We start from the raw sequence: 24,365 nt of genomic DNA, 5'->3' as shown, positions 1-24,365 counted from the left end.
GCTACCCATGATCCTATCAGAAGGAAAGGCGATCATCCGAAGGTGACAACCCTGGAGAAGATGGCCCGCCTCGCCGCAGGGAGCAGCTTCGACTCCGTCGGCCCTGCCTCCGGCCACGCCCTCGATCTCGCCAAGGTGGAGGCCCTGGGAAGGGGGACGAAGTACGACCTCTGCACCTCCTCGGCGGCGAGGAGGGAAAGAGAGGAAGGCCTCGCCTCGGCGTTGCGGGGAGGGCTCTGCCACTCCTTCACCGGAAGCGGAAGGTGCGTCAGCCTCTTCAAGACCCTCTACACCAACGCCTGCCCCCACGACTGCGGGTACTGCCCCAACGCCTCCACCTCCGCAAAAAAGAGGATCTTCTCCTATTCCCCGGAGGAGCTGGCGAGGATCACCCTCGACCTCTATCAAGAGAACAGAATCGAGGGACTCTTCCTCAGCTCCGGGATCGGGAGGGACGAAAACGAAACGATGGAGGAGATGATCGAGGCGGTCCGGCTCCTGCGGACGGCCCACCATTTCCGGGGATACGTCCACCTCAAGATCCTCCCCGGGTCCTCGAAGGAGCACGTCCGACAGGCGATGGAGCTCGCCGACCGGGTCTCGGTGAACCTGGAGGGGCCGTCAGCGGCGAGGATGGCGGAGCTCTGCCCCTCCAAGGAGTACGAAAATGACATCCTGGCGAGGCAGAGGTACATCCGGGACCTCTCCCGAGATCTCGCCTTGCCCGCCGGCCAGACGACCCAGATGGTGGTGGGGGCGGCCGGAGAGACCGACCGGGAGATCTTCGACCGGATGCTCATCGAGTACGACATCCTGAACCTTAAGCGGGTCTACTTCTCCGCCTTCACCCCTCTCGCGGGGACGGCCTTCGAGGACCGAAAGAAGGCGCCGGCATGGAGGGAGCACCGCCTCTACCAGATAGACTGGCTCCGTCGGGTCTACAAGCTCGACGAAGGGGAGATAGCCGCCGCCTTCGACGACGACGGATTCCTCCGCAACAGCGATCCGAAGGTGGAGATCGCCCGGGCGAGCCTCGAGGAGCCGGTCGACCCGAACGGCGCCTCCTTTGCGGAGCTTATCAGGGTCCCGGGGATAGGCCCCAAAACCGCGAGGAGGATCCTCATCTGTAGAAAAAATAGCCGGATCGAGAGGATGGGGGATCTGGCCAAGCTGGGCGTCGCCGCCCGGCGGGCGGGGCCGTTCCTGAAGGTAGGAGGAAAGGCGGGGGCGACCCTGGACCGGTGGGGGGCGTGATGAGGACGGGAGAGCTTCTCTGGCGTCTCGCCGCCCACCGCGACTCGAACGACCGGCTGATGGGCCGGGCGAAGACCCTCTCGCCGGAGGAGATGGAGGGCTCGACGGACCCGGAGGTCCTCAGGATCCGGAGGATGGCCCTCGCCGTCCGGGGCGAGGTCTGCAGGATGAGGGGTTTTATCAGGCTCGCCCCCCTGGGGGACCGGGTCCTCTGGGGTAGGATCTCCCCCCATCACGACGTCGGGTTTGAGGTCTCTGACTTCTTCGCGAGGAGGTTTCCTGGAAAGCTTATCGTCCTCGGGGACGGGAGGAGGTCCTGGTCGTCCCTGTACGCCGGGGGCCTCCTACTCCACCAGGAGGGCGGCGGCCTCGCCGCCACCCTCTCGGAGATATCCGGGATCATGGATCTCCTGGCCCAGGAGGGCGAGGAGGAGGGGCGCCAGAGGTCGGAAGAGAAGGGAGGAAAAGATCAAGCCGAAACGAAGGTGGAGCCGCAGCATATAGGGGCTGTGGAGCGGCCCGGGACGGCGGCCGCCGACCTCTGGACCGTCTACTACCAAAGCCTGGACGAGCCCCGGAAGGCGGGCGGGAGGAGGTACGGCGGTCGGATCTCAAAGAGGTCTATCAAGTCTGCCGGCCTCGATGCCGAAAAGGGTAGCGGCAGCGCAAAGCTCCAGGATTTCATTTGAAGATCTCCCCCGTCTCCTTCGACCAGAGGAGGAGGTCGAGGTGGCCCATGGGTATCCCCGTCTTCTGCGAGAACTCCATCATCCTCCTCTCGATCTCCAGGTACCTCTTCCTTGTGAGGGACTTCGGGATCTCGTCGATGACGCCGAGTATGACCAAATTCTTCAGGATGTGCCTGTCGAGGATGGCGAGCTCCTCCGCGAGGCCGATGTTCCGGAGGAAGTGGCCCGCCTCCTTGTAGCCCAACCCCGAAACGTTTCCGACGAGCCACTCCCGGGCGGCTCGGGGGTCTGCGAACCCCTCCAGGACCGCCCGGATCGCAAGACGACCGTTTCGGGTGAACTGACGGCGGGCGGCGACGATCCGCCCCGCCTTCGTCTCGGCGAACCGGACGCGTTCCAGCTCCCCCTCCACCTCTCCGGCGGTGCCGCAGAAGAGGAGGCCGCAGCCCCGGAGCCGCTCGACGGCGGGCCAGCAGACCCGGGCCCGGGATTGGGGCGTCAGCAGGCAGAAGGCGAGCTCGGCGAAGAGGTCCTCGTCCGACCCGGCGGCCCAGATCCGCCGGAAGTCGGCGAGGCGGCCAGCGATCTCCTCCTTCGTCGCATGGTGGAAGGCTATGAGCTCTTCGATTCTATCGGAGTTCATCGCCCCTCCCTCGTCGCCGGCCGATAAGACGGTGTCGGAACTCCAGGGGGGGCCGCAGGATAGGCCGCCCTCCGAGCAGGACTTTCCGGCGGCTCCGTCTGCTCAGGCCTTCCGTCTTCCTCCTATTCTCTCCTGAAGCGGACGTTCTTTTGATCGGTGAAGATCGTTCCCGCCGTCCAGGCGAGGGAGGGGGGGAGGCCCTTCCCCCAGAGCATTCCGTATCACTCCCAGCGGCCAGGCTCAGCGGCTTCCTTCGGGTGGCCGTCCCCTGGAGCATTTGGCATCGCCGAACGCATCCCCGCCGGCTAGCCTCTCCTTCCGCTCCGGGGTATAAGCCCACCAGGGCCGTTGGGGCTCGCCTTCCATGAATCTGACGGCGGAGATGAAGACGTCGATGACGCAGGGGTCATGCTGCTCCCCTGTTTTCAGACACAGCTCCTCGTACATCTGATATGGATCTCGCCCTATCAGATCCTGCGGATGAGAGACCCCGACCAGGCGCAGATCCTCCGCTATAGAGGGGCCGACGTTGGGGATCTCCTCCAATCTGGTGAACTTCTCCCGGTTCATAGACGATCTGCCCCTCAATCAGGCAGCACCAATTTGCCCTGCCGAAGTTCGAAGAGGGGGTTATATGCCACCTCCCACGGATGGCCGTCAGGATCGGCGAAATATCCAGAGTAGCCTCCCCAATCGGTGTCAGATGCCCTCTTAAGAAGGGTTCCGCCGGCAGAAACGGCCTGCGAGAGCGCCCCGTCGACCTCCTCTCTGGACGGAACGTTCTGCGCGAGAGTGATCCCTCCAAACCCCCCGCGGTCTTGAACGCAGGCATCCTCCGCCAGGAGACGGCGGGGAAATAGGGCCAGCGCCGTTCCCGTGCTGGTCTTGAATATGGCATAGTCGCCTCCGCTGATGCTGGAGAGCGGCCAGCCGAGGCCGTCCTTATAAAAGGAGACGGCCCTCTCCAGATCCTCGACCCCCAGAGTCACGATATTCAGACGTGGTTCCATCTTCTCTCTCCCGAAGACCAACTCCATGATCCGGTGCGAGTAAAAGGATTCGGAGGGATAAAGATCTTCGGGTTGAGGCTCCAGACAATTAAAAAATCGAGAACGTCAGGTGAGCCCACCTAAATATAAAAGTAGAATTTTAAATTTTCCTAAATTTTATGGGCGGCAAGGGTGTAGGAGAAAACCCTCATCGTCCGGCAAGTTGTTTGGTCTAAAGTTCTTCTGTAGTCATGCCTAGCCCAAGTTTTTCATTTTCAGCTAGAACTTATCTCTTAAGGCATAATTGACAGCACTGTGATTATAAACTTCTTTAAAGCTAAAATAATGAATCTAGAGAGAAAAATTAGGGTAATCCATTCAACCGTACCGCGCATGGAACACATCATGAGGCATACGGAAGAATTGGATTGCTTCGAAAAAGCCTATAATAGCCGGGATAAAGGTCCAGCAAAAGAGGATGTAGATTATCCCCATTTTTGTATTGCCAAGATAAAACTTATGGGCTCCCAAGCCACCCAAGAAAAGAGCAAGCAATCCTGCAGTGTCTCTACTCTTAGAATTATTGGCCGGTGCTGGTGCAACTCTGACGCCACATTTCGGACAGATCTCAGCCTTGGGGTTGATCGCTTCTCCACATTCAGAGCAAAACTTTTTGGCTTGAGCTTCCAACGTATCTTCCCTCCAATATACGCTTACAATTAGATGATAAAAAATAACGTACAACATATTAGAAAAACGTTTCGGTTAAAACCCTAAGCAGTCCTAAATGGACATTATATTGAACGGTCAATTGAAAACGAAATAAGAATAGAGATGATTTATCATCTCTATTCAACTAACGAAGGCAAATGATTGACACATATTCTTGAACACATCTTCATCAAAGACTGCTATAACATCCCCGTCTAACACGGTTTTCGAGTAGCCAAAAATCTCTATGACCACGTTCTTCTCGGCAAGGTAGTCAATAAATCCAAAGTAGCGATAAATAGGCTTGCCTTCTCGATCTCGACCGGCATCTGTTGTATAGAACAGCATTCTATGCCCGTCATCGGTGGTCATTTCCGTGTATGTCTCATCTTCACCGACCATGCTAGCCGCATAGGTCTCTAAATTTTCTCCCCACGTATCCTGTAGAAGGATGACGACCAATGGCTTGATCATTCCCGGTTTTGCCAAGTTCAGCACAGTTCCGCTCGATCCTTTATTTGGTTCAAGTTTATACGGAATTTCTATATTCACGTCCCCGAGATCGGTCGAATAAGTCAAAACCTCAGATGCAGAAGCTGATCCTGAAGAACTTTGCATCTCGTTCGACTCTCCTCCGAGACATCCACAAAGCAAAGCGGATACGCATGCTACCCACAAGATTGCCAAGAATTTTTCTTTAGTTCCCATTTAATTCTCCTCCTCATACCATTCATGTTTCCAAATCTAAGGATTCTGGTGTGATGGGCTCAATAGCAGAAAACCCTTTTGTCTTTTTGAAATTCATCTGGTGAACAAAATTCCCCATGGAATCGGACGGGTCTAATGTCTCAAAATTAAGACGTTCTAGCGTTTTCCTTGGGATTACAGCTGACAGTATCGGTTGTTCCTCGATGTGACCCGTTTTAGTATTCAGCAAATCGGTCATGGCAGTAATTATCAACATATCCGCAGGCAAGAGCGCATAGAACTCTCTTGCTACCCTCAAAACGCTACTGCATACATAATCTTGATAAATTTCATAGAACTTCCCTTTTGGAATAGGTTTTACAGAGAGTTTCCCATTTTTTAATAGGGTCTTCGCCTCAGAAGGAATGACATGATCGCCATTTACATGCAATATGGCATTCATGATGGATTCCTTACCCATCTTGAATTCTATGCCTGAACCGACCCCCTTAAGTTCCTCGAATGGATTTGCCTGTTCTATTGCGTCGAAATATGCTTTGAGATCGCCTCGAATCATTTTTTCTGCGACTTTAATCGATACCTCCCAGTCCGAATAATTTAAAGCGTGCTGTTCCAACGCTTCTTGATATTCTCTTCTATCAGTCTCTTTTGCATATTCGACTTCGTTTACCAATTTCTGACGTAAGTCTTCAGATTTCTTTAATAGCTTATCACGGAGTCCAGGCTTATAATTGTCCAGTGCAGATTGTGCTTCTGATTCGTGCATTCTCAACTTGTTAGGGCGTTCTGGCGGCTTCATCAATTTTATTTCTCCCCAGTCACAAGTTTCGCTGCATTCTTTGTGCATTGATTGAAGTCGTTCTATATAATTCTCATATACTTCAACTTCATAAGTAGCTCGTTCTAGCTCCTGCATTTTCTCAATTTGATGTTGCTGCCTTTCAAGTTCACGACTTCTCCTCCTCGATTCGCGTTCCATCCTACGAGATGCAGCGCCTATACTCCGAACTGTTCCCTTCCATCCCATCTCATTTCACCTCAGCTTCAGTTCAACAACTCCAGGTCAATTTGAACGACATATCCGGACAGTTCACATCCGTAGATCGGTGCAGATAGCCCAGAACTGCCAGGATCGTAGGAAGTTACCCTGGTATTCCTCCTGGTATTTCTATTCCTTTTCCCTCTTTGTGATTTGAAATGGAATTAACATACAAAAAGCTTTTGGGTAGGTTTTTGAAAGATAGAGTTTTCATGCTTGGAAAAATTGGACGAAATTCCAGAAGGCGAAACCCTCTCTCCCCGAGATCATCCTCACACCTCCCGAAACCTCATCCTCATCTCGAAGACCCCCTCCTCCCTCCTCTTCTCGATCTCAAAGCCCATCCCCTCGAAGAGGGCCATCATAGGCCGGTTGGTGACGAGGACCTCGGCGCTGAATCCTAGAAGCCCCTGCCTCTTCGCGAGGTAGGTGAGATAGTGGAGGAGCTCGCTTCCCACGCCCTTGCCCTGGAAGTCGTCTCTCACGACCAAAGCCACCTCTGCGGTGTGCATATCAGGGTTGAGGCTGTACTGGCCGACGCCCACGGCCGTCTCCTGCTCGCGCTCCTCCTCGACGACCGCCAGGATCACCATGTCCCGGGAGTAGTCGACGGCGACGAACTCCTGCCTCACCTCCCGGGGGACGTTCCTCCTCGCCGATATGAACCGGCTGTAGAGGCTCTCGTCGGATAGGGAATAGAAGAACTCCTTGATGAGGGGCTCGTCGCTGATCCTGACGGGGCGCAGGAGGATATCGAGGCCCTGGCCGGACCGGGTCGTCCTGTGAATGGCGAGGTGCTCGGGGTACTCGCCGCCCTTGCCGGGGATGAAGGGCTGATCCTGGTAGATCAAATTAAGCCTCTTTGCCTCCTCGATCAGCCAGGGCTGAAAGTCCGGGTGGGCGATTGAGATGAGGTCCATCGCCCGCTCCCGGATGTTCTTGCCCTGGAGGTAGGCGATCCCCCGCTCGGTGACCACGTACTGGACGTCCCCCCGCGTCAGGGTGACGCCGGAGCCGGGGAGGAGGGCGGGGACGATTCGCGAGACCTTGCCGCCGAGGGCGGTGGAGGGGAGGGCGAGGATCGACTTTCCCCCCGGCGCGAGGAGGGCGCCCCGCATGAAGTCCGCCTGCCCCCCGATCCCGCTGTAGAATGTGGACCCGAGGGACTCGGCGGTGGCCTGGCCGGTGAGGTCGATCTCCATGGCGCTGTTGATGGCGGTCATCCTCTTGATCTTCGATATGATCAGGGGGTTATTGGTGTAGTCGATGGTCTTGAACTCGACCGACGGGTTGTCGTCCAGGTACTCGTAGGTCTCGGCCCGCCCCATGCAGAATGCCGCGACGGTCTTTCCCCGGTCGATGGATTTTCTGGAGTTGTCGACGACCCCTGACTTCATCAATTCCACGATCCCGTCGGTGAGAAGCTCGGTGTGAATCCCCAGGTGCTTTTTCTTGTGCAGGTGGCTGAGGAGGGCGTTGGGGGCGTAGCCGTACCCCACCTGGACCGTCGAGCCGTCCTCGATGATCCGGGCGACGTAGGAGGCGATCCTCGCGGCGGTGTCGGAGACGTCCGCGGGCCGGTACTCCAGGAGCGGCTCGTCGTAAGGGACGAGATAGTCCACATCCTCGACGCTCAGAAAGCCGTCGCCGTGGATCCGGGGCATGAACCGGTTCACCTGGGCGATGACCAGGGGCGCCATCTCCAGGGCGGCCTTGACGATGTCGACCGACACCCCCAGACTCATGTACCCGTGCTCGTCGGGGGGAGAGGTCTGGACCAGGGCGACGTCGATGGGGGTGATCTCTCTTCGGAACAGATCGGGGACCTGGGAGAGGAAGATGGGGGTGTAGTCGGCCGCCCCCCGATTGACGGCGTCCCGGGTGCTGTCGCCGATGAAGAAGGAGTCGAGCCGGAAGTTCTCGGCGAGCTTCTCATCGGCGTAGGGGGCGACCCCGAGGGACCAGACGTGGATCACCTCCGCCTCGAAGAAGGCCTTGGGGTTACTTTTTACGTACTCGACGAGGGCCTTGAGGAGGTGCTGGGGCTCGCCGCAGCCGGTCCCTATGAATATCCGGTCGCCGGGGTGGATCTTTCTGAATATCGCGCCGACGGAGGCGAACTTCTCCGGCCAGATCTCCCTCTCCCGCCTGTAATCCTGATCCAGATCCTGATCCAGATCCCTCTTCTCCTTCTTCATCGGAATGTCCCCCTGCGCCATAATCTCCTCATCCACCTATACACCCTATCCCCAAAATCCCGCACGCCTCCCCCGGCCTCGACCCCCCCATCCTCGGCCCTCGGCCTGGAGGCAAAAGATGGGGCCTCGATCTTCCGGCCTCAGCTTGGCGGAGATACGTTAAAAAGATTCTGACATCCGGACCGTCATCCGCCTAGCCGCCCTGGGGAGCTCCTCCTCGATCCCCAAAAGCCCCCCGATCAGATCGTCGATCAGGTATGGATGCCGATCCCCCCAGGCGAGGGTCATCCTCGCCCCCTTCCCGGAGCCGGCGAGCCCCGCCTCCTCGAAGAGGAGATCGAACCCTCGACGGCGGAAGGCCGCCTCCCTGCGGGTCGACCCGTCGATCGCCTCCCAGGAGAGGACGACCCACCCGGCCCCGACGGCCTCAGAGATCAGCCCTCGGGCGAGGTCGGCGTCCCGGGGGTCGGTCCAGGGGGAGTCAACGAGGAGGAGGGCGGGCTCCTTCAGCTCCCGGGCGAGCCGCCCCGCCCCGGAGAAGCCGTCCCCCAGGTGGAACCGGACCCCCTCCTGGCGAGAGGAGAACCAGGCCGCCTCGACCTCGGGGCTCGTATCCCAGAGCTCTGCCCTCAGGGAGAAGCCGCGCTTCCTCGCGAGGTGGAGGACGATGGAGGCGGACCCCGGATACAGCTCAAGGCCCTGAGGGTTCAAGGCGGCGAGGATTTGAAAGTAGGGACGGGCCGCCATCCCCACCGGAATCGGCCAGAGCCGCCCGATCCCCCCCTCCCACTCCCCGCCCGGGCGGAGCCGGTAGCCTGGCCGGCCGGCATGGCTCTCGACGTAGACCCGGACTCCCGCCTCGAAGAGCCGGTCTGCCACCTCGGCGAGGACGATATGCTTCCAGAGGTCTCCGGCGTTCCCGGCGTGGCGGCGGTGGTCGTAGGCCATGCCCTTCCTTCGGCCTCCTCCGGTGATAAAGCTGCCCCGACGATCGGGCGGAAGGACGGGATGGGGGCGACGGAGAAAAATGGGGCTGTGAGCCGGGAGGCGCGGGGGTGGGCAAAAGCGATATAAGAGATAGCGGCGAGAGGCCGAAGGAGGCATGGGGGCCGGAGCCTGGGGATCATATCGGATCAGGTCCGGCCCGATAATTGAATGGAGCTTCCGGTTTTGAAGATAATACTGATGGGAAACCCCAACGTCGGAAAGAGCGTCGTATTCTCCAGGCTCACGGGGATCGAGGTGATCTCCTCCAACTACCCGGGAACCACCGTCGAGTACACCCTCGGCAGGACCTCCATCGCTGGGGAGAGCGCCGAGGTGATAGACCCCCCCGGCGTCTACTCCCTGGAGCCCTCCTGCCGGGCGGAGGAGGTGACGAGGGAGATCTTCGAGGAGGGGGCGGACGTCGTCGTCGACGTCGTAGACGCCACCAACCTCGAGCGGAACCTGAACCTCACCCTCCAGATCCTGGAGCGGGGGCTCCCGACGGTCGTCGTCCTCAACCTCTGGGACGTGGCGACGAGGACGGGGATTGAGATCGACCTCGCCGCCCTGGAGGAGGAGCTGGGGGTCCCCGTGGTTCCGGCGGTGGCGGTCAGCGGCCAGGGGATTAGGGAGCTTGCGGAGGCGATACCGAGGGCTCGGGTTCCTACCCCGGTGAGGTTCGAGTCGGCGGACCAGAGGTGGGCGCGGGTCGGCGAGATCGTAGAGCGGTCCCAGAGGGTCGTCCACAAGCACCCCTCCCTCCTCGAGAAGCTGGAGGAGGCGACGATCAAGCCCCTCTTCGGCGTCCCCTTCGGCCTCCTCGTTCTATACATATCCTTCACCGGGGTGATCAAGGTCGGGGAGGCTCTCATCGACACCATCCTCGACCCCGCCTTCGCCTTCTACGGGGCCTGGATCACCGAGGTCGTCGGCCAGAACACCTCCGGCATCTTGCGCGACATCCTCATCGGGACATCCCCGGAGATCGACACCTCCTTCGGCCTCCTCACCACCGGCCTCTACGTCCCCCTGGGGATGGTCCTCCCCTTCGTCATCCCCTTCTACATCGTCCTCGGGGTCCTGGAGGACGTCGGCTACCTCCCCCGGATCAGCGTCCTCGTCGACGCCCTGATGCACCGGGTCGGCCTCCACGGCGCTGCGGTGGTCCCGTGCATCCTCGGCCTAGGCTGCAACGTCCCGGGGGTGATGGCCACGAGGGTCCTGGAGTCGGAAAAGCAGAGGTACCTCGCCGCCACCCTGATGGCCGTCTCCGTCCCCTGCGCCGCTCAGAACGCCATGATCTGGGGGCTCCTCGGCCCCTTCGGCCTCCGGTACATCGCCGTCGTCTACGGGACCCTCTTCCTCGTCTTCATCTCCGCCGGCTTCATCCTCTCGAGGATCGTAGGCGGGGAGTCGCCGGAGATCTTCCTTGAGATCCCTCCCTACCGGGTCCCCGACGGAAGAGCCCTCTTCAAGAAGACCTGGATGAGGTCGAAGCACTTCCTGAAGGAGGCGGTCCCCTACGTCCTCCTGGGGGTCTTCCTGATGAACGTCCTCTTCATCGCCGGGGTCGTCGATCTCGTCGGAGGCCTGGCGGAGCCGATCATCACCGGCCTCTTCGGCCTCCCGAAGGACGCCGCTGCCACCATGATCGTCGGGTTTCTGAGAAAGGACGTGGCTGTGGGGATGCTGGCGCCGTTGGGGATGACGGCGGGCCAGCTGGTAGTCGCCTCCGTCGTCCTCGCGATGTACTTCCCGTGCGTTGCCACCTTCGCCGTCTTCATGAAGGAGCTGGGGCTGAAGAACACCGCGAGGTCGGCTCTGATCATGGTTTTGGCGGCGACGATCGTCGGGACGATCCTCAACGCCCTCCTCTCGATCTGATCCGGCGGAGGGGGGGAAATTGGGAGAGGGCCACGGAGGTGAAGGAACTCATCCTCTGAGGGCGTCGAGGGGGACCTTCCCCCGGTGGACCGCCGTGGCGACGAGGGCGCCGGCGAGCCCCAAATCCTCCAGCCGCTCCAAGTCCCGAACATCTCTTACCCCGCCGCCGAGGAGGAGGGGATGATCGCTGAGATCTGCGGCCGCACGGAGAAAACGCTCATCGAGCCCCTTTGAGGTCCCCACCCGGTCCAGGGACAAGAGTATGACCTCCCTGATGGGGAGCGGGTTCAGCTTCCTGATCAGGTCGAGGGGCGGGATCTTGAGGGCGGGGTCCCGGGATAGGACCTCCCCCCCGAATAGATCGATGCTGACGACTACGTCCCTTCTCGACGACGCCTCCTCGAGGAGGGATATGAACCCCGTCTCCGTCCCCAGGACCGGCTTGACCGATGGAGGGAGAAGGTCCAGCTCATCTTTCGACGAGATCCCGATGTCCGCCATAGTCTCCGCCCTTCTGGCGATCTCGCCGATCAGGTCCAGGTTCTCGCCGGCCCCCATGATCCGATCGAGGTCGGCGACGTAGACCTCCTTCGGCCGGAGAAGATCCAGGATCGACAGGGGGCTGGAGGTTCCGACGATCTTGCTCATCTCCTGGATCGGTCGGTACTTCTTCCGCTCCCCCCGGACGGCGTGGACCGCCGAACCGTTAAATAGGTCGAGGACAAAGACGCAGCGCGTCATGATTTTACAGAACGAGGATGGGACGATATGAGGTTGTTGGTCAGTCCGATTAACGCCGTCGAGGCGGAGGCGGCGATGGCAGGAGGCGCAGACATCCTGGACGTCAAGAACCCCCGGGAGGGGTCCCTGGGGGCGAACTTCCCCTGGGTGATCAGGTCCGTCGCAGAGGTCGCCGCCGGAAGGGTCCCCGTCAGCGCCACCATCGGCGACTTCGACTTCAAGCCCGGGACCGCCAGCCTCGCCGCCCTAGGAGCCGCCTTCTCCGGAGCCGACTACATCAAGGTGGGGCTCCTAAAGATCCGGGACCGGGATGAAGCGGCGGAGATGCTCCGACCCCTGGTGAGGTCGGTCAAGGAGTTCGACGCCAATAAGAGGCTGGTGGCCGCGGCCTACTCCGACGCCTCCCGGGTCGGGTCGATCTCTCCCATGGACCTGCCGGAGGTGGCCGCCGAGTGCGGGGCCGACGTGGTGATGGTCGACACCGCGATCAAGGACGGGAGGACGACCTTCGAGTTCATGACCGAATCGGAGATCTCCGACTTCATCGCCCTCGGCCACGACCTGGGGATGGAGGTGGCCATCGCCGGGACGATTAAGTTTGGGGACCTCGCGCTTCTGAAGAGGGTCGGCCCCGAGATCATCGGGGTCAGAGGAGCGGTCTGCGGCGGGGACCGGGCCGGCGAGATAAAGGAGGAGCTGGTCAGACGGATGAAGGCCGACCTCTCCTGAAGCTCTTTTTATAGCTTTATCATCTTAGCCTTGATGACCCCCGAGACGGAGGTGAGCCTCCCCAGGGTCTCTTCGGAGACGGGGTGGTCGACGTTCAGGACCATGATCTGCTCCCCGCCCGAGGCCTTCCTCCCGACGTGCATACCGCCGATGTTGATCGAGTCTTCGCCCAAAACGACGCAGCAGGGACCTATGATGTTCGGCCGGTCCTCGTGGATCGCCATGATCATGTAACCCTCGGTGGGGACGTAGACCCGGTACTCGTTGATCTGGACGATCCTCCCCTCGTTCTTGCCGTAGACGGTTCCGTATACGGATACCGAGCCCTTGGGCCCCGAGAGGGTGAGGGTGACGATGTTGCTGTACCCGTTCGTCGAATCGGTCTTGCTCTCGGTGAGGGCGATCCCGCATTCCCTCAGCTTGACGAGGGAGTTTACGAAGTTCGCGCTGTGGCCCAGGGAGTCCAGAAATCCCTTCACCGCCGATATGGTGACGGGCTTTGTATCCTTCTCGGCGACGGTCCCGCCGTAGACGATCTCCAGCCGGTCGTAGCCGTCCTCCCCGAGCTGGGCGGCGAGCCGCCCCATCTTCTCCACCAGGTCCATGAAGGGGCGCATGGCAGCCAGGGTCTCCGAGGAGATGGCGGGCATGTTCAGGGCGTTGGGGGGGAGCTCGCCTCGCGCCACCGCCAGGATCTGCTCGGCGACCGCCACCGCCACGTTCACCTGGGCCTCGGCGGTGGAGGCTCCGAGGTGGGGGGTGACGATGACCCCGGCCTGATCGAGGAGGGGGTTACCTGCTGGAGGCTCCTTGGTGAAGACGTCGATGGCGGCCCCCGCCACCCTCCCCTCGGCGACCGCCTTCGCCAGGGCCTCCTCGTTGATGATCCCGCCCCGGGCGCAGTTGATCAGCCGGACCCCGGGCTTCATGATCTTGAACTGGTCCTCATCGATGAGGTTTCGGGTCTCCTTGGTGAGGGGGGTGTGGACGGTGATGAAGTCGCTCTCTCTGAAGATCTCGTCGAGGGTCGCAAGCCTGATTCCGAGGTCAGCCGCCCTCTCCGCCGTCACGAAGGGGTCGTAGGCGAGGATCCGCATCCCGAAGGCCTTCATCCTCGAGGCGATCTCGGCTCCGATCCTCCCGAGGCCGACGATCCCCAGGGTCTTGTTGTAGACCTCGACCCCGGTATACTTCTTCCGGTTCCACTCTCCGGCCTTGAGGGAGGCGTTCGCCAGGGGGATGTTCCTCGCGAGGGATAACATCATGGCGATGGTGTGCTCCGCCGCCGAGATTGTGTTTCCGCCGGGGGTGTTGACGACGATGATCCCCTTCTTGGTGGCGGCGTCGATGTCGACGTTGTCGACGCCGACCCCGGCCCGGCCGATGACCTTCAATTTATCGGCGGCGGCGATCACCTCCGCCGTCACCTTCGTCCCGCTCCTGATGGCGAGGGCGTCGTAATCTTTGATTCTCTCTACCAGCTCTTCGGGGGAGAGGTTGGTGATGACGTCCACCTCCATCTCCGTCTCCAGCTTTCGCACGCCCTCTTCCGAGAGAGGGTCGCTGACAAGGACCTTCATGACAATCTCCTCCATCGGTGTCCAGAGATGTACAGGCATTTTACCTTTTCGACGGAGTCGAGACGGGATTGGCCGAGGTCGGCGGAGGTTCGATTTTGCCGGGGCCTCTTAAGGAGCAAGAAGGAGGAAGGACCGAACCCGGATTTCCCCCCGTTCTCAGCGATCCGCCTTCGGCAGGTCTGTCACCCGATCGAGGGGCAGGCTCAGATCGGTGAGCCGGAGGAGCGGCATCGACTCCTCCGTAAGATCCGATAGAAGGGTCAGGCCGAACTTAAGGGTCCCTTTCTCCGCCTCATGGGGAGAGTTCTCTTCGAACCACCGCCAGATACCCTGAGAGAGGATGCCGACGAAGGAGCGGGACAGATCTTGGCCGCCGGAGGATCCCCCCAGGGAGACTGCTGGTCCGTCGCCGTCGAAGGGAGAGGAGGGGACGAAGAGGACCGGCATCGTCACCCTCGGTAGCCCGGGGTTCACGTGGTACTCATAGATGCACTCCAGCTGGAGGGTGAAGAGATCCTTCGAACCGGCCGTCCGGTTCTTGAAGAGGTTCTCGAAGAACGAAGAGAGATGCTCTGCCAGGGGACGACGAACAGCCTCTCCTTCCGGAGATCCAACGAGGGAGATATCTATCGGATCGTCCCATCCCAGCTTCGGTCGGTGCGGGTTTGCGAACTGGATCTCCGAGGTTCTATATACGAAGGGATCGGCGGTCTTCTTTTCGCGGACGAGCTCCTCGTTACGGCTGAGGCTGGCGACGGCCCGGGCGCTCTGCCTCTCCAAGACGTTGAGATCCGGGAGAATGACGGTGCGGCCCGGAATGTCCCGCCCCCTGGAGGCGGGGAGGTACTCCCCATCCTTCGATTTGAACAGGTATCGGACCTCGGAGCCGTCCTCCAAGTCGGTATCAAGGACGGTATAGTACTCCTTGATGAAGACCATCGGTGGGGAGATTTCAGAGGAGAGCCAATCCCCCTTTACTCTGATCATCAGGGCCTCCACCGGGGTTCCGTCGGGGTAGTCAATCCTCTTCGACTTTTCTCTTATGCTGAACTTGCAGCCGTCGGCAACTTTGCCCCCTCCATAGCCTCCGGCAAATTCGGCTCCCTTCGACGACTTCCAGGCGTCGGCGACGCCGCCGACGAGGTCGGAAAAGAACTCGAGGGCCTTACACGCCCTCTCCCGCTCTCCCTTCTCCGCCTTTCCGTCGATCTTCCGCAGGACGCCGTCGAGGTCCTTCGCCACATCGGGGTAGACGGTCACAAACTCTGCCAGGGCGGAGAAGAGGTCGTCGATGGGTGAGGATAGAGCCCTCAACCCGGGCTGGAGGTTGAACTCCACCCGGAAGGAGATCTCGTCCTGGGGCTCGTGGCGGCTCTGGCTGTAGTCGAAGGAGTAGTCCCAGATCACCGCCTCGTCGATCTTGGAGGGGGTGATCTCTTCGAGCTGCGAAAGCCCCGCCTGGCCGATCATCGATGGAGCCGTCGGGATGGCCCGGAGGACGAGGGGGACGTCGAAGGAGCCGAGGGGCTTCGTCAGGGAGAAGTCTCCTGCCGGCGGCGTCACGAAGGAGAGCCACGACGACGCCTCGTAGCCCCCCTCATAGCCCGCTATCTCCAGAAGCCTGACGATCTCGTGCTCGATCATCGACCCCTGGAAAGATAGGTCGAGGGGGATGTAGCTCCTCATCGGGGTCGATGGATCGTCCTCTTCCTTCGTCGCCTTAGTCTGGAGGAGGAACGTCAGCTTCTTCGATCCCTTTTCGAGGAGGACCTTCGCCGCCGTCAGGGATACGTCCCCGTTCTGAGACTCTCCGCCATCTTCTGGAGCCGGAACGCCGAAGAGACGCGGCGGGCTGGAGGAGCCCGGATGGGGGATATCGGCGTAGACCTCCACATCGAACTGGATCACGGCGTCGGTGGCGTAGGCGTTGGAGAGCTGGACCAGAAGCTGCTGTCTATACGCCTCTTTCGCCTCTGCCAGGCCGTCATCGGAGTCGCCAAAATAGACCGGAGACGCGAGATCGCTTATGGAGCTGGCCAGCGATTTTTTATAACCCAAAAGCTTCTCGATGATCTCCTCTTCATCATCCTTCATCAGCAGACGGGCCGGGGAGAGATACTCCGGCGTCAGGAACCTGTCGACCGCCGCCAGGAACTCCCGGACCCACACGTCCATGTCGACTCCAACGAAGTCGAGATGGATCTCGTCATCGGAAGCATACTTTTTGATGGGCACTTTCGATCGCGACTCTGGCCTGTTGGAGATCGGCCTTGGTGCGAATATCTTCGGAGCGCGGGGATGTTTCACGGCATAAGAGATCCCTTCGCCCCCGCCAGCGCCGAGGCGGACCGCCCAGATAGACTTCGAGGTCGAGGAGGTTCCGATCCGCCTCCTATCGGTCCCGTTGGCGACCTTCAGCTGGAACGATTCGGGGAGGCTGAGGGCCTCCTCGAACCGGGTGGCGAAGCTCTTCAGGGAATAGGGATCGCCGGAACCGCCATTATCGATCGCCGGCGGGATGTTGGTCGAGGAAGATCGGACCCCTGCCACCTCTTTCAGCTCGGCCTGGATCGCCGAGACGGGCCGCTCCATCCTCATCGCCACCGTCAGCTCGAAGATCTGGGCAGAGTTCAAAGCGTATCCCTCCTCAGCCGCCCCCAGGGCTATGGCGAGCTGGATCAGGTGATCCATAGGAGGCTTGGCGGAGGCCGCTCTGCCCTGGGCGAGGTCGGAGAGGAACTGGTAGATATCTTCGATCCAGCCCCGGAGGCCCTGGATTTGATCCTTCGCCAGCTCGAGGGATGCCTCCTCCAGGAGGCTCGCCTCTATGGAGATCTTAATCGTCTCCTCATCGGATCCGGTGGTATTCAAGAGCTGATAGTAAAGCTGCCTGTAGACTCGCAGGTCTTGGGACGCCTTATCTTTCTTCGGATCTTCCCCGACGATCCCACTCTCGTCTGAAGAAAGGTAATATTCCGGGTCGAAGGCGAGGGTGATGGTCAGCCTCGTCCCCGCTCCATCCTTGAGGACCTGGTAAGAGCTGGAGACGCTCGGCCACCTGCCGAGGCCGATCAGCTCGTCGGTGTACCCCAGCAGAATCGGCGGGTTGTTTGCCGGCGCAGTCTTGTCCAGGGACGGATCGGATAGCGGCGTTCTGGCGACGTTCCCGAAGATGTCCTGCCAGCCGAAGTTCACCTGGAGGAGGCCCCCGATCCCGGCGTAGGGGCTCTCGCTGGGGTCGGGGATGCCGGCGCCCCTTTCGGAGCCGCCGTGTTTCGCGAAGCGGGGGTAGGGGAGGGCCTGGTGGTACTCCCAGAGCTCGCCTGGGGCCCTGGGAGGCGCAGCCGCCCGGATCTTCGACTCCCGTCGGTCCGCCGTCTCCACCGGCCCCATCGGAAGCCCCCTCTTGCTCCCGTGGAAGTCGAGGTTCTGAAGGACCCGGTATCCCAGCATCGAGAAGGTCTGCTGGAGGTAGAGCTGGCCGTAATCGCCCCCATCCCCCGGGAGATCGGGGACCTCGGCGGCGACGACCCGTCTCGCCCCGATGGCCACGGCCCCGGCGGGGACGGTGGCGGTCCGGACCTTGGGGCCGCCTCCGATCTTCATCGGAGCTGCGCTCAAAAGGCCCGCGACAGACCTGTTATCTTCGGCCAGGTCGGCGGCGGAGCAGCCGTAGAAGGCGGCGAGGTCGGCGAAGGTCTTCCCGCAACCGTCGGTTCTGATTGGTGCCGTGATCTTCGGGAGGTGGATGGCATCATACGGGACCAGGAGATGAAGTGGGGCTGCCGGGCTCAAAAGCCCCTTCGTCGATCGGTTAATTTCTGCGAAGTCGGCGATGGTGGTGCCGTAAAAGGATGTGAGGTCGGCGAAGGTCTCAGTCCCCGGGCCGATCAATACTTCGATCTCCGGGATCCGGATCACCAAACCCGGCTCGAGGAGTTCGGGCCAGGGATCGATCTCGGGGTTCGCCTTTATGATCTCCTCCCCTGGAGTATTGAAGTAGGACGCGATATCCTCAAGTCTGCCTCCGGGGGGAACCCCCGCAGGCCTCACCTCGTAGGTCCTCTCGGAGATTTTGACCGGCTTGCCCTCCGCCAGGGGGTGGTCGGCGTTTGCCTCGGCCAGCTGAGACGGAGTGATCTGGTAACGATCGGCGATGGTGGCCAGGGAATCCTCGGGGCCGGGTTTGCATTCAAAGGCCCTTCGGGGGTTCGCTTCTTTGATCGCCTCCTCCGTGGTATTGAAGTAGGATGCGATATCCGCCAGCCTGCCGCCTGGGCTGGTCCTGATGGGGCTGACCATGTAAGTTCCAGCGGAGACGACCACCGACCTCCCATCAGCCAGGGGATGAGACGGGTGATCCTCCACCAGCTCGATGGGGGTTGTATAATACCTCCGGGCCATCTCGTCCAGGGACTCGGTCGCCTTCGGGATGTGGTCGAGGTCGAAGGGTTCCGCCCTCCCATAGACCACGGACCTCGACGGATCGATCGGGTCTCCGGTGACGGCACAGTTCACGTAGCTTCCGACCCCCTCCACCCCGGAGACCCCGGGCTTTCCATAGATGAAGAGGAGAGATATGGTCGCATCGCCCTTCTCGTTGAATATGCTCTCCGGGAGGCCCGAGTCTTCGCCGGAGCTGTAGTAGAGGTAGTATCCTCCGGAGCGTGTGATGCTGTTCTCCCAGAGCATCCTGACGAAGTCGTAGGCGGTGTCCAGGCAACCCGCCGTCCTGTGCCGCTTCGGGACCTCCTCTGCCAGAGCTCCCCGGCCCCATTGGAGGAGATCTGGTGGTCGGGTCTCGGTCGTAAGGTTCACCTGGCTGATGAAGATGGTGAGGTCTTTGTCCCCATCCGACTGAAGATAGGGATCTACGCTGCCTGGGGGGCTCGGACGATAGAGGATCCGGATATCTCCGATCGGCTCATCTGAGCCCTGAATCTCCCGGAGGAGCCGCTCCAGGAGGAGGATCCCCCGCTCGTTCGCCCCCGCCAGCTCGTAGGTCGTCCGGGTCGAGGGGCTCTCTCCCACCGGCTCGATCCTCTTGATCCCCACCTCGATAAGGGTCCCCCAGCCGTACGAACTGACGGGGACCTGATCCATATTCGAGGTCGCCTCGTTGTAGGTCCCGACCTGGACGGAGATCAAAGGCTTCAACTCTCCGTCCCCCGATTCGGCCAGCTCCACCAGGCTCGTCGGCAACGACCAGATCCGGAGGGACTGCCCCTCGCCAGAGCCGTCGTCGTGGGGGAGGGAGACCCTCCCGGGATGGGTCCAGACCGTAGCCGAGGGGAAGGGGTAGGTCATCGGCTGGGATCGGGAGACCGGCTCCGGCCCCAGGGCTCTCATCCCGGGGACGATCCCGTCTCGGACGGCCTTCTGGACTTCCACCACCCGATCCCGATCGCCCCCCGCAATGACGACCGATAGCTCCGTCTTGCTCGCACCGCCCAGGAAGTCTATCCATTCGAGGCCCTCGTCTCTCGCCAGGGAGAAGGAGAAGTCGTCCTCGTTGAGGGCGGGGATCGGGAACTGCTGGCCGGTGAGGGCGTAGAGGCCGGCCTCCTCCGGCCAATCGGAGGCCTCGTCGCAGAACTCGATCCCCTCCGTCGGGAGCCTCATCCCGTGGAGGAGGTACCGGGAGGCGATCCCCGAGAGGTGGGATAGCCCCATCGTCCTCAGGATCTCAGCGATCAGCTCGGAGACCCGGAACCGCTGGAGGTGGGGGACGTTCAGGCACCGGGCCTCAATCCCATCGGAGGTCGAGAAGAGGCCAGGAACCTTCAGGTTGGCCTCGGCCTCCGCCAGCCGCCGGACCGGGATCCCATACTCGGCAGCCACCCTCTCCAGGCTCTCCCCCTCTTTGGTGGTGTGGAATCGCGGTGGGAGGGCCAGAAGGGCAGAGGCAGCCAGGACCCCGGGCTTGGTTGCCAGGTCCGATCTATCGAGAAGGTCCTTCATCGAACCGGCGAAGAGATCTTTGGAGATCGACTCTAAGGTGTCCTCATCCCGGATAACATAGTCCGGCTCTCCTTCGCAAGCGAGGGCGATCCCTGCCGTCAGGATCTTCTCGCCAAAGTTAGCTTCGGCAAGCTTTATGACTTCAACCGGTCCCTTTTCGGCGATGGAGGATAGGGTATCGGAAGGCCCGATCCGGTGGGTCCCGCCCTGGATCTCGAGGTCCTTTTGGGGGTTCAGGAGATGCTGGCCGTTCGCCTCGAATAAATCCGCGGCGGTGAAGGGCGGCGGGAGATCGCCGATCGGATCGTCCCCCTTTGGAGCCATATGCCCGTTTATCCAGCCGACGATATCGTCGACCATCTCATCGGATGCTTTTCCTTCCTTAGACGTTCCGAGGAGGTACTGGAAGTTCCGGAGGCCGTCTCTGGCGTTCTGGACCATCTGGCGGGCCAGGAGGAGGAAGTAATCTGCAAAGACGAAGGAGGCGACCGATCGGCCGGCGGGTTCTGGTTCGTCCCCCAAAAGAAGGCGCCGGTCCGAGCCCCCTCCCATCTCCTCTTCCACCTGGACCGCGAGCTCGTCGAACCGCGTCCTCAGGGCGTCAAGATATTTTTCGTCCACGGCGTTGAACTCGGAGAACTTCCACTCCAGATCCTTAGAACCGTGGTAGGAGGGGACCCTCAGCCTCAGGGCTGGCGGCATCGGGAATACCGCAGCGTCCGCCCCTCCGGCTCCCCCATCGTTGGCCGTTGTCCTGTATGCCACCTGCAGAGTGAAATGGTCCCGCATGAAGTCGGCTGCATCGGCATCCTCGATAGGCATCGTGACCACCCGATCGGAGAGGCTATTCATGATCATGAGGAGCTCGTCATCGGATACGGCGTAGCCGTCGATCTGGTCTTTGGTCATGCCCCGGTCCAGGGCCGCGGCGACCGTCCACCGGAGGACGTGGTTGCAGAGCCGCTCGAAGGATGTGATCCCCGTCGTCCCCTCTTCCAGCCCCGGACCGTCGGATGCCGACCTCGTCTCCAGGAGGAGCATCGGGACGTAGCAGGCGTGGGGACCTGTAGCGCCATGGATCTCGTCGGTCGAGGCGGAGATGACCGGGGCGAAGTGGCAGATGAGGATCTGTTTCTCTTCGGCCGGCAGGTAGTTATCCCACTTCATCACCAGCCCGCCATCCCCCACCCCGGAGGAGGCGATGGCCGTTGGGGCCCTCAGCCTGAGGTCTTGCCTCGACCGGAGGGCCGCCTCGGAGCCGTCGGCGAGGGTCCAGGGCAGGGTGCCAGAGTTTTTGATGGTGAAGGTCTCCTTGATCCGGGCGGAGAAGCTGAAGTGTATCGTGATCTTGAAGAGGCCGCAGTTGATCTTGATCGATAGGGAGACGTCGACGGAGGCGATGACGGAGATGGGTATGTCCTTATAGCATTCGTAAGTTATCTGGGCTACGAGGGAGAGGGTGACGTTCACCTCGGCCTTGACGATCCCGAAGTCGACGCTCCCGAAGAGCCTGCCCATGATCCCGATGGTCCCCTGGAGCCAGTAGTAGTAGTCGACGTCCTTTCCGGCATCGTAGGGGTTCCACCGGGCGATGACCCCCTCGAGGATCCCCACCAGGGTCAGGCTGATCCCGGCCCGGAGGATCCCCTTCTCGAGGTACTTTCCGACCCCCAGCTGCAGCCCCAGGCCGAAGACGATGACGGGGTTGAAGTTCCCGTTGGTGACGGCGGGGACCCGGTTGGTGGTGGCACCGCTGAGCTTTCCGAAGTAGATCCCGCCGGAGCCAATGACGGGGACGAAGGAGATCTGGGCCTGGATGGTGAAGGACCGGGAGAAGTTGAGGTTCCAGGGGAAGCCGACGTCGACCTTGAAGTCGCCGTTGGTGTAGAGCTCGATGGCGAAGACCGGGAGGGTGATGTTGAAGGCCCCCATCTGGAAATTGCGCATCTTGTCGGGGAGCTGGATCTGGGCCTGGTAGACCCCCACCGTCTCGCTGATCCGGCGGTACATTATCTCGAAGTCGAGGCCGGCCAGGACCTTCGCCGCCGGTCCCGCGAGAGCGACCCGGAGGCCGTAGATGTTGGGGTCGTTGAAGACCGTCTGGAGGGAGAGGAAGTATTTGGGGGCCGCCTGGGGGGAGTGGGGGTATTTGGGGGTCTCGTCGACCTTCAGGATGCCGAAGTCGGCGGCCACCATCCAGGAGCTTTCGGGGCTGAAGCCGACGGCGGGAAGCTGAGAGGGAGAGGGGACCGGGAGAGTTTCGATCTTCTTGATCGCATCTCCCACCGACTTGCAGTCCGTGATCCCCTCGACCTCGACGTGCTGGCCGAGGGCGAGGAGGCGGAGGTCGAAGTACTTGTTCCCGGCGCCGGGGGGCATCGGGGCATCATCGGGCTTTGTGGCATCCCACTTCAGCTTCTTGTCGTCTCCATGCTTAGGATCGACGCCCCAGAGGAAGGAACCCTCCAGCTCTACATTGACGCCCTTGTTCTCGCCGGTGGGCTCGTAGGTGACGGAGATCCTCTGAATCTTCGCAAGGCCCAGATTCAAGGGGCCGATCTTGTAGTGGAAAGAGACCTGTTTAGTGGTAAAGTTGAAATCGAGATTGAATGAGGCGAGGCTGATCTGGTTGAGGATATTCCAAGGAGAGGCGAGGCCGAACTTCTGTCCTGAAAACCAGGAGACGAAGGTCTCGATCATCTCGCCCAGGGAATACTTCGTAAGGGTCAGGGAGGCTATCTTCTGCCCATTTTTTTCAGTTATGGCAGCGGTGACGCCGTCCCATGTTAGAGTCAAGGCTTTCTTATCAAAATCGTAGCCTACGATGGCGACTATATTCAGGTCTTCCAGGGTAAGCTCGACTCCGAAGGAGGCATGAAGGCGATCATCATATTTTATATTCAGGTTTGAATCGGCCTTTATGGTTCCGATCGGATCAATCCTCACCCCCTTCAATCCCACTCCGCAGTCGAATATATAAGAGCCCTTATTCTGGGCGTGGGCTGGGCGGGCGGTGAGAGACAACTTGTTGACATCGAGGCTCTCCGGCGCAGGGAAGAACTTTTCGAAATCCTCCAACCCGGGGATTTCTTTCATCAAATTTTTGAAGATCGTGGCGAGGGGGATAACCACTCCGGGGAAGGTCCGGCCGATGAAGGTCCAGCCCTCTTCGGCTCCTCCATACTCCGCCGATACGAAGATGCGGAATTCCTCGATGGAGAAGGTTCCGACGATCGATCCCGTATATCTGGGAGGGAGGTCTTTTGGGAGGCTGGCATCTATCTGGAATTTCACTTCGTTTAGGGAGATTCTTGTTTCGATCAGCTTCAGGCTGGCGTTGGCCGACGCTCCGAGGGAATAGCTGCGGTTCTTCACGTCTATCGAGATATAAAAATCCGTAAAGACAAAAGAAGCAACATCCTCTGGTATTATGATCGCATCATTGGTGATATACTTTACGATCTTGTTGAAGCTGACCCCTTCCGATGGTCCATCGCTTTTAAAGTTGGCCATGATCGCCAGGTCGCTGGTGATCTGAGCTATGAATTTACCTTCAAATATCTCTGGAAATAGTACAAATTCCGCCCCCAGGAAGATCATAGTACGGCTCTTCGCTTTTGGGGTGGGGATGATACATCTGATATCGAAACTGTCCATCTCAAACCAGTCAAAGGGCTTCCAGACCGCTCCGCCTTCCCTGGTCCCAATGGTGAAATCTGTATAGTTGACCACCGGATCGTCGCCTGACTGGATCGCCACCAAGAACTCCTTGAAGGATAGCTCGTTGAAATAGCTCTGCAGCTCTCCTGGAAGCATTTCGCTCCAGTCCCTGAGGGGGATGAGGGAAAGAAGATCCTTCGGAGAGATGGGCCTTTTTGGATCTGGCGATATTCCAAATTTATAAAAGTCCTCATAAGTCGAGAAGCTGAAACTGTAACTCAAAGACTTCCTAACAAAGTCGATGTATTCCTTCAAATATGGGAAGTTAGTCTCGAAGCGAAGATCTTCTCCTTCGGCGAAGAAGGCGACATCTACCAGATCTTTGTAAGAACAGAACGTTGTTGTTAATCTAATATTTATTATATGTAATACTGATGCCTTTGCCGTCAGGACGAACGTATCGTTGACAGGGCTTGGGATCTCGTCGGGCAGGACGACCTTCAGATAGGCACCTTGATCCAGCTTAAAGGATCTGCGGAGCAGCTGATCAAAGCCATCGGGCGGTTTAAGATTCGCCTTCTTCAACAGATCC

General features: G+C 60.2%; 15 protein-coding genes. 4 read left to right on the top strand and 11 right to left on the bottom strand.

Going from position 1 to position 24,365, the window contains the following annotated elements:
* Positions 1-42 precede the first annotated feature (42 nt).
* Both MHAR_RS04385 and MHAR_RS04380 read left to right on the top strand, forming a co-directional pair.
* On the top strand, positions 43-1,254 hold the full coding sequence (locus MHAR_RS04385) for a radical SAM protein (RefSeq protein WP_014586405.1): 1,212 nt from the start codon (positions 43-45) through the stop codon (positions 1,252-1,254).
* Entirely contained in the window at positions 1,254-1,943 is a 690-nt protein-coding gene (locus MHAR_RS04380; RefSeq protein WP_014586404.1) for a DUF4130 domain-containing protein, read from the top strand. Before MHAR_RS04385 ends, MHAR_RS04380 begins: the two co-directional genes overlap by 1 nt.
* Here MHAR_RS04380 and MHAR_RS04375 read toward each other — a convergent pair.
* The 8 genes from MHAR_RS04375 to rlmJ all read right to left on the bottom strand — a co-directional run bounded on the left by MHAR_RS04375 (position 1,936) and on the right by rlmJ (position 9,179).
* Complete coding sequence (locus tag MHAR_RS04375) at positions 1,936-2,586, bottom strand: N-glycosylase/DNA lyase (RefSeq protein WP_014586403.1); 651 nt, start codon at positions 2,584-2,586, stop codon at positions 1,936-1,938. The genes MHAR_RS04380 and MHAR_RS04375 overlap by 8 nt on opposite strands.
* Positions 2,587-2,826: 240 nt before the next feature.
* Positions 2,827-3,156: a helix-hairpin-helix domain-containing protein gene (locus MHAR_RS04370; RefSeq protein WP_014586402.1), complete on the bottom strand. Its 330-nt coding sequence runs from the start codon at positions 3,154-3,156 to the stop codon at positions 2,827-2,829.
* Between the two features lie 14 nt (positions 3,157-3,170).
* The gene (locus MHAR_RS04365; RefSeq protein WP_048144827.1) at positions 3,171-3,596 is read right to left on the bottom strand and encodes a VOC family protein; all 426 of its coding nucleotides are present in this window, start codon (positions 3,594-3,596) and stop codon (positions 3,171-3,173) included.
* 357 nt (positions 3,597-3,953) lie between these two features.
* On the bottom strand, positions 3,954-4,322 hold the full coding sequence (locus tag MHAR_RS04360) for a TM2 domain-containing protein (protein ID WP_081472266.1): 369 nt from the start codon (positions 4,320-4,322) through the stop codon (positions 3,954-3,956).
* 105 nt (positions 4,323-4,427) lie between these two features.
* Positions 4,428-4,994 (bottom strand): hypothetical protein, encoded by a 567-nt coding sequence (locus tag MHAR_RS13265; protein ID WP_143763281.1) that lies wholly within the window; start codon positions 4,992-4,994, stop codon positions 4,428-4,430.
* 22 nt (positions 4,995-5,016) lie between these two features.
* On the bottom strand, positions 5,017-6,021 hold the full coding sequence (locus MHAR_RS04350) for a hypothetical protein (RefSeq protein WP_014586400.1): 1,005 nt from the start codon (positions 6,019-6,021) through the stop codon (positions 5,017-5,019).
* Positions 6,022-6,305: 284 nt separating this feature from the next.
* The gene (locus MHAR_RS04345) at positions 6,306-8,231 is read right to left on the bottom strand and encodes a bifunctional acetyl-CoA hydrolase/transferase family protein/GNAT family N-acetyltransferase (RefSeq protein WP_048144354.1); all 1,926 of its coding nucleotides are present in this window, start codon (positions 8,229-8,231) and stop codon (positions 6,306-6,308) included.
* A 159-nt stretch (positions 8,232-8,390) separates the two neighbouring features.
* Positions 8,391-9,179, bottom strand: coding sequence for a 23S rRNA (adenine(2030)-N(6))-methyltransferase RlmJ (gene rlmJ, locus MHAR_RS12405; protein ID WP_014586398.1), 789 nt, complete (start codon positions 9,177-9,179; stop codon positions 8,391-8,393).
* A 207-nt stretch (positions 9,180-9,386) separates the two neighbouring features.
* On the opposite strand from rlmJ, the gene MHAR_RS04335 reads away from it, so the two are divergent.
* On the top strand, positions 9,387-11,102 hold the full coding sequence (locus MHAR_RS04335; protein WP_014586397.1) for a ferrous iron transporter B: 1,716 nt from the start codon (positions 9,387-9,389) through the stop codon (positions 11,100-11,102).
* 48 nt (positions 11,103-11,150) lie between these two features.
* Here the strand turns inward: MHAR_RS04335 and MHAR_RS04330 are convergent, their stop codons facing one another.
* Positions 11,151-11,843 carry a HisA/HisF-related TIM barrel protein gene (locus MHAR_RS04330; protein WP_014586396.1) on the bottom strand — a complete coding sequence of 231 codons (693 nt, stop codon included), beginning with the start codon at positions 11,841-11,843 and terminating at the stop codon, positions 11,151-11,153.
* A gap of 27 nt (positions 11,844-11,870) precedes the next feature.
* Between MHAR_RS04330 and MHAR_RS04325 the strand changes: the two genes are divergently transcribed.
* Positions 11,871-12,572 carry a (5-formylfuran-3-yl)methyl phosphate synthase gene (locus MHAR_RS04325; protein WP_014586395.1) on the top strand — a complete coding sequence of 234 codons (702 nt, stop codon included), beginning with the start codon at positions 11,871-11,873 and terminating at the stop codon, positions 12,570-12,572.
* An 8-nt stretch (positions 12,573-12,580) separates the two neighbouring features.
* Here the strand turns inward: MHAR_RS04325 and serA are convergent, their stop codons facing one another.
* The gene (gene serA, locus MHAR_RS04320) at positions 12,581-14,152 is read right to left on the bottom strand and encodes a phosphoglycerate dehydrogenase (protein ID WP_014586394.1); all 1,572 of its coding nucleotides are present in this window, start codon (positions 14,150-14,152) and stop codon (positions 12,581-12,583) included.
* A 156-nt stretch (positions 14,153-14,308) separates the two neighbouring features.
* On the bottom strand, positions 14,309-23,929 hold the full coding sequence (locus MHAR_RS04315; RefSeq protein ID WP_048144353.1) for a LysM peptidoglycan-binding domain-containing protein: 9,621 nt from the start codon (positions 23,927-23,929) through the stop codon (positions 14,309-14,311).
* Positions 23,930-24,365: the final 436 nt, after the last annotated feature.

This window comes from Methanothrix harundinacea 6Ac, from assembly GCF_000235565.1.
GTDB lineage: Archaea > Halobacteriota > Methanosarcinia > Methanotrichales > Methanotrichaceae > Methanocrinis > Methanocrinis harundinaceus.
This window is presented reverse-complemented; position numbering and strand designations above follow the sequence as displayed.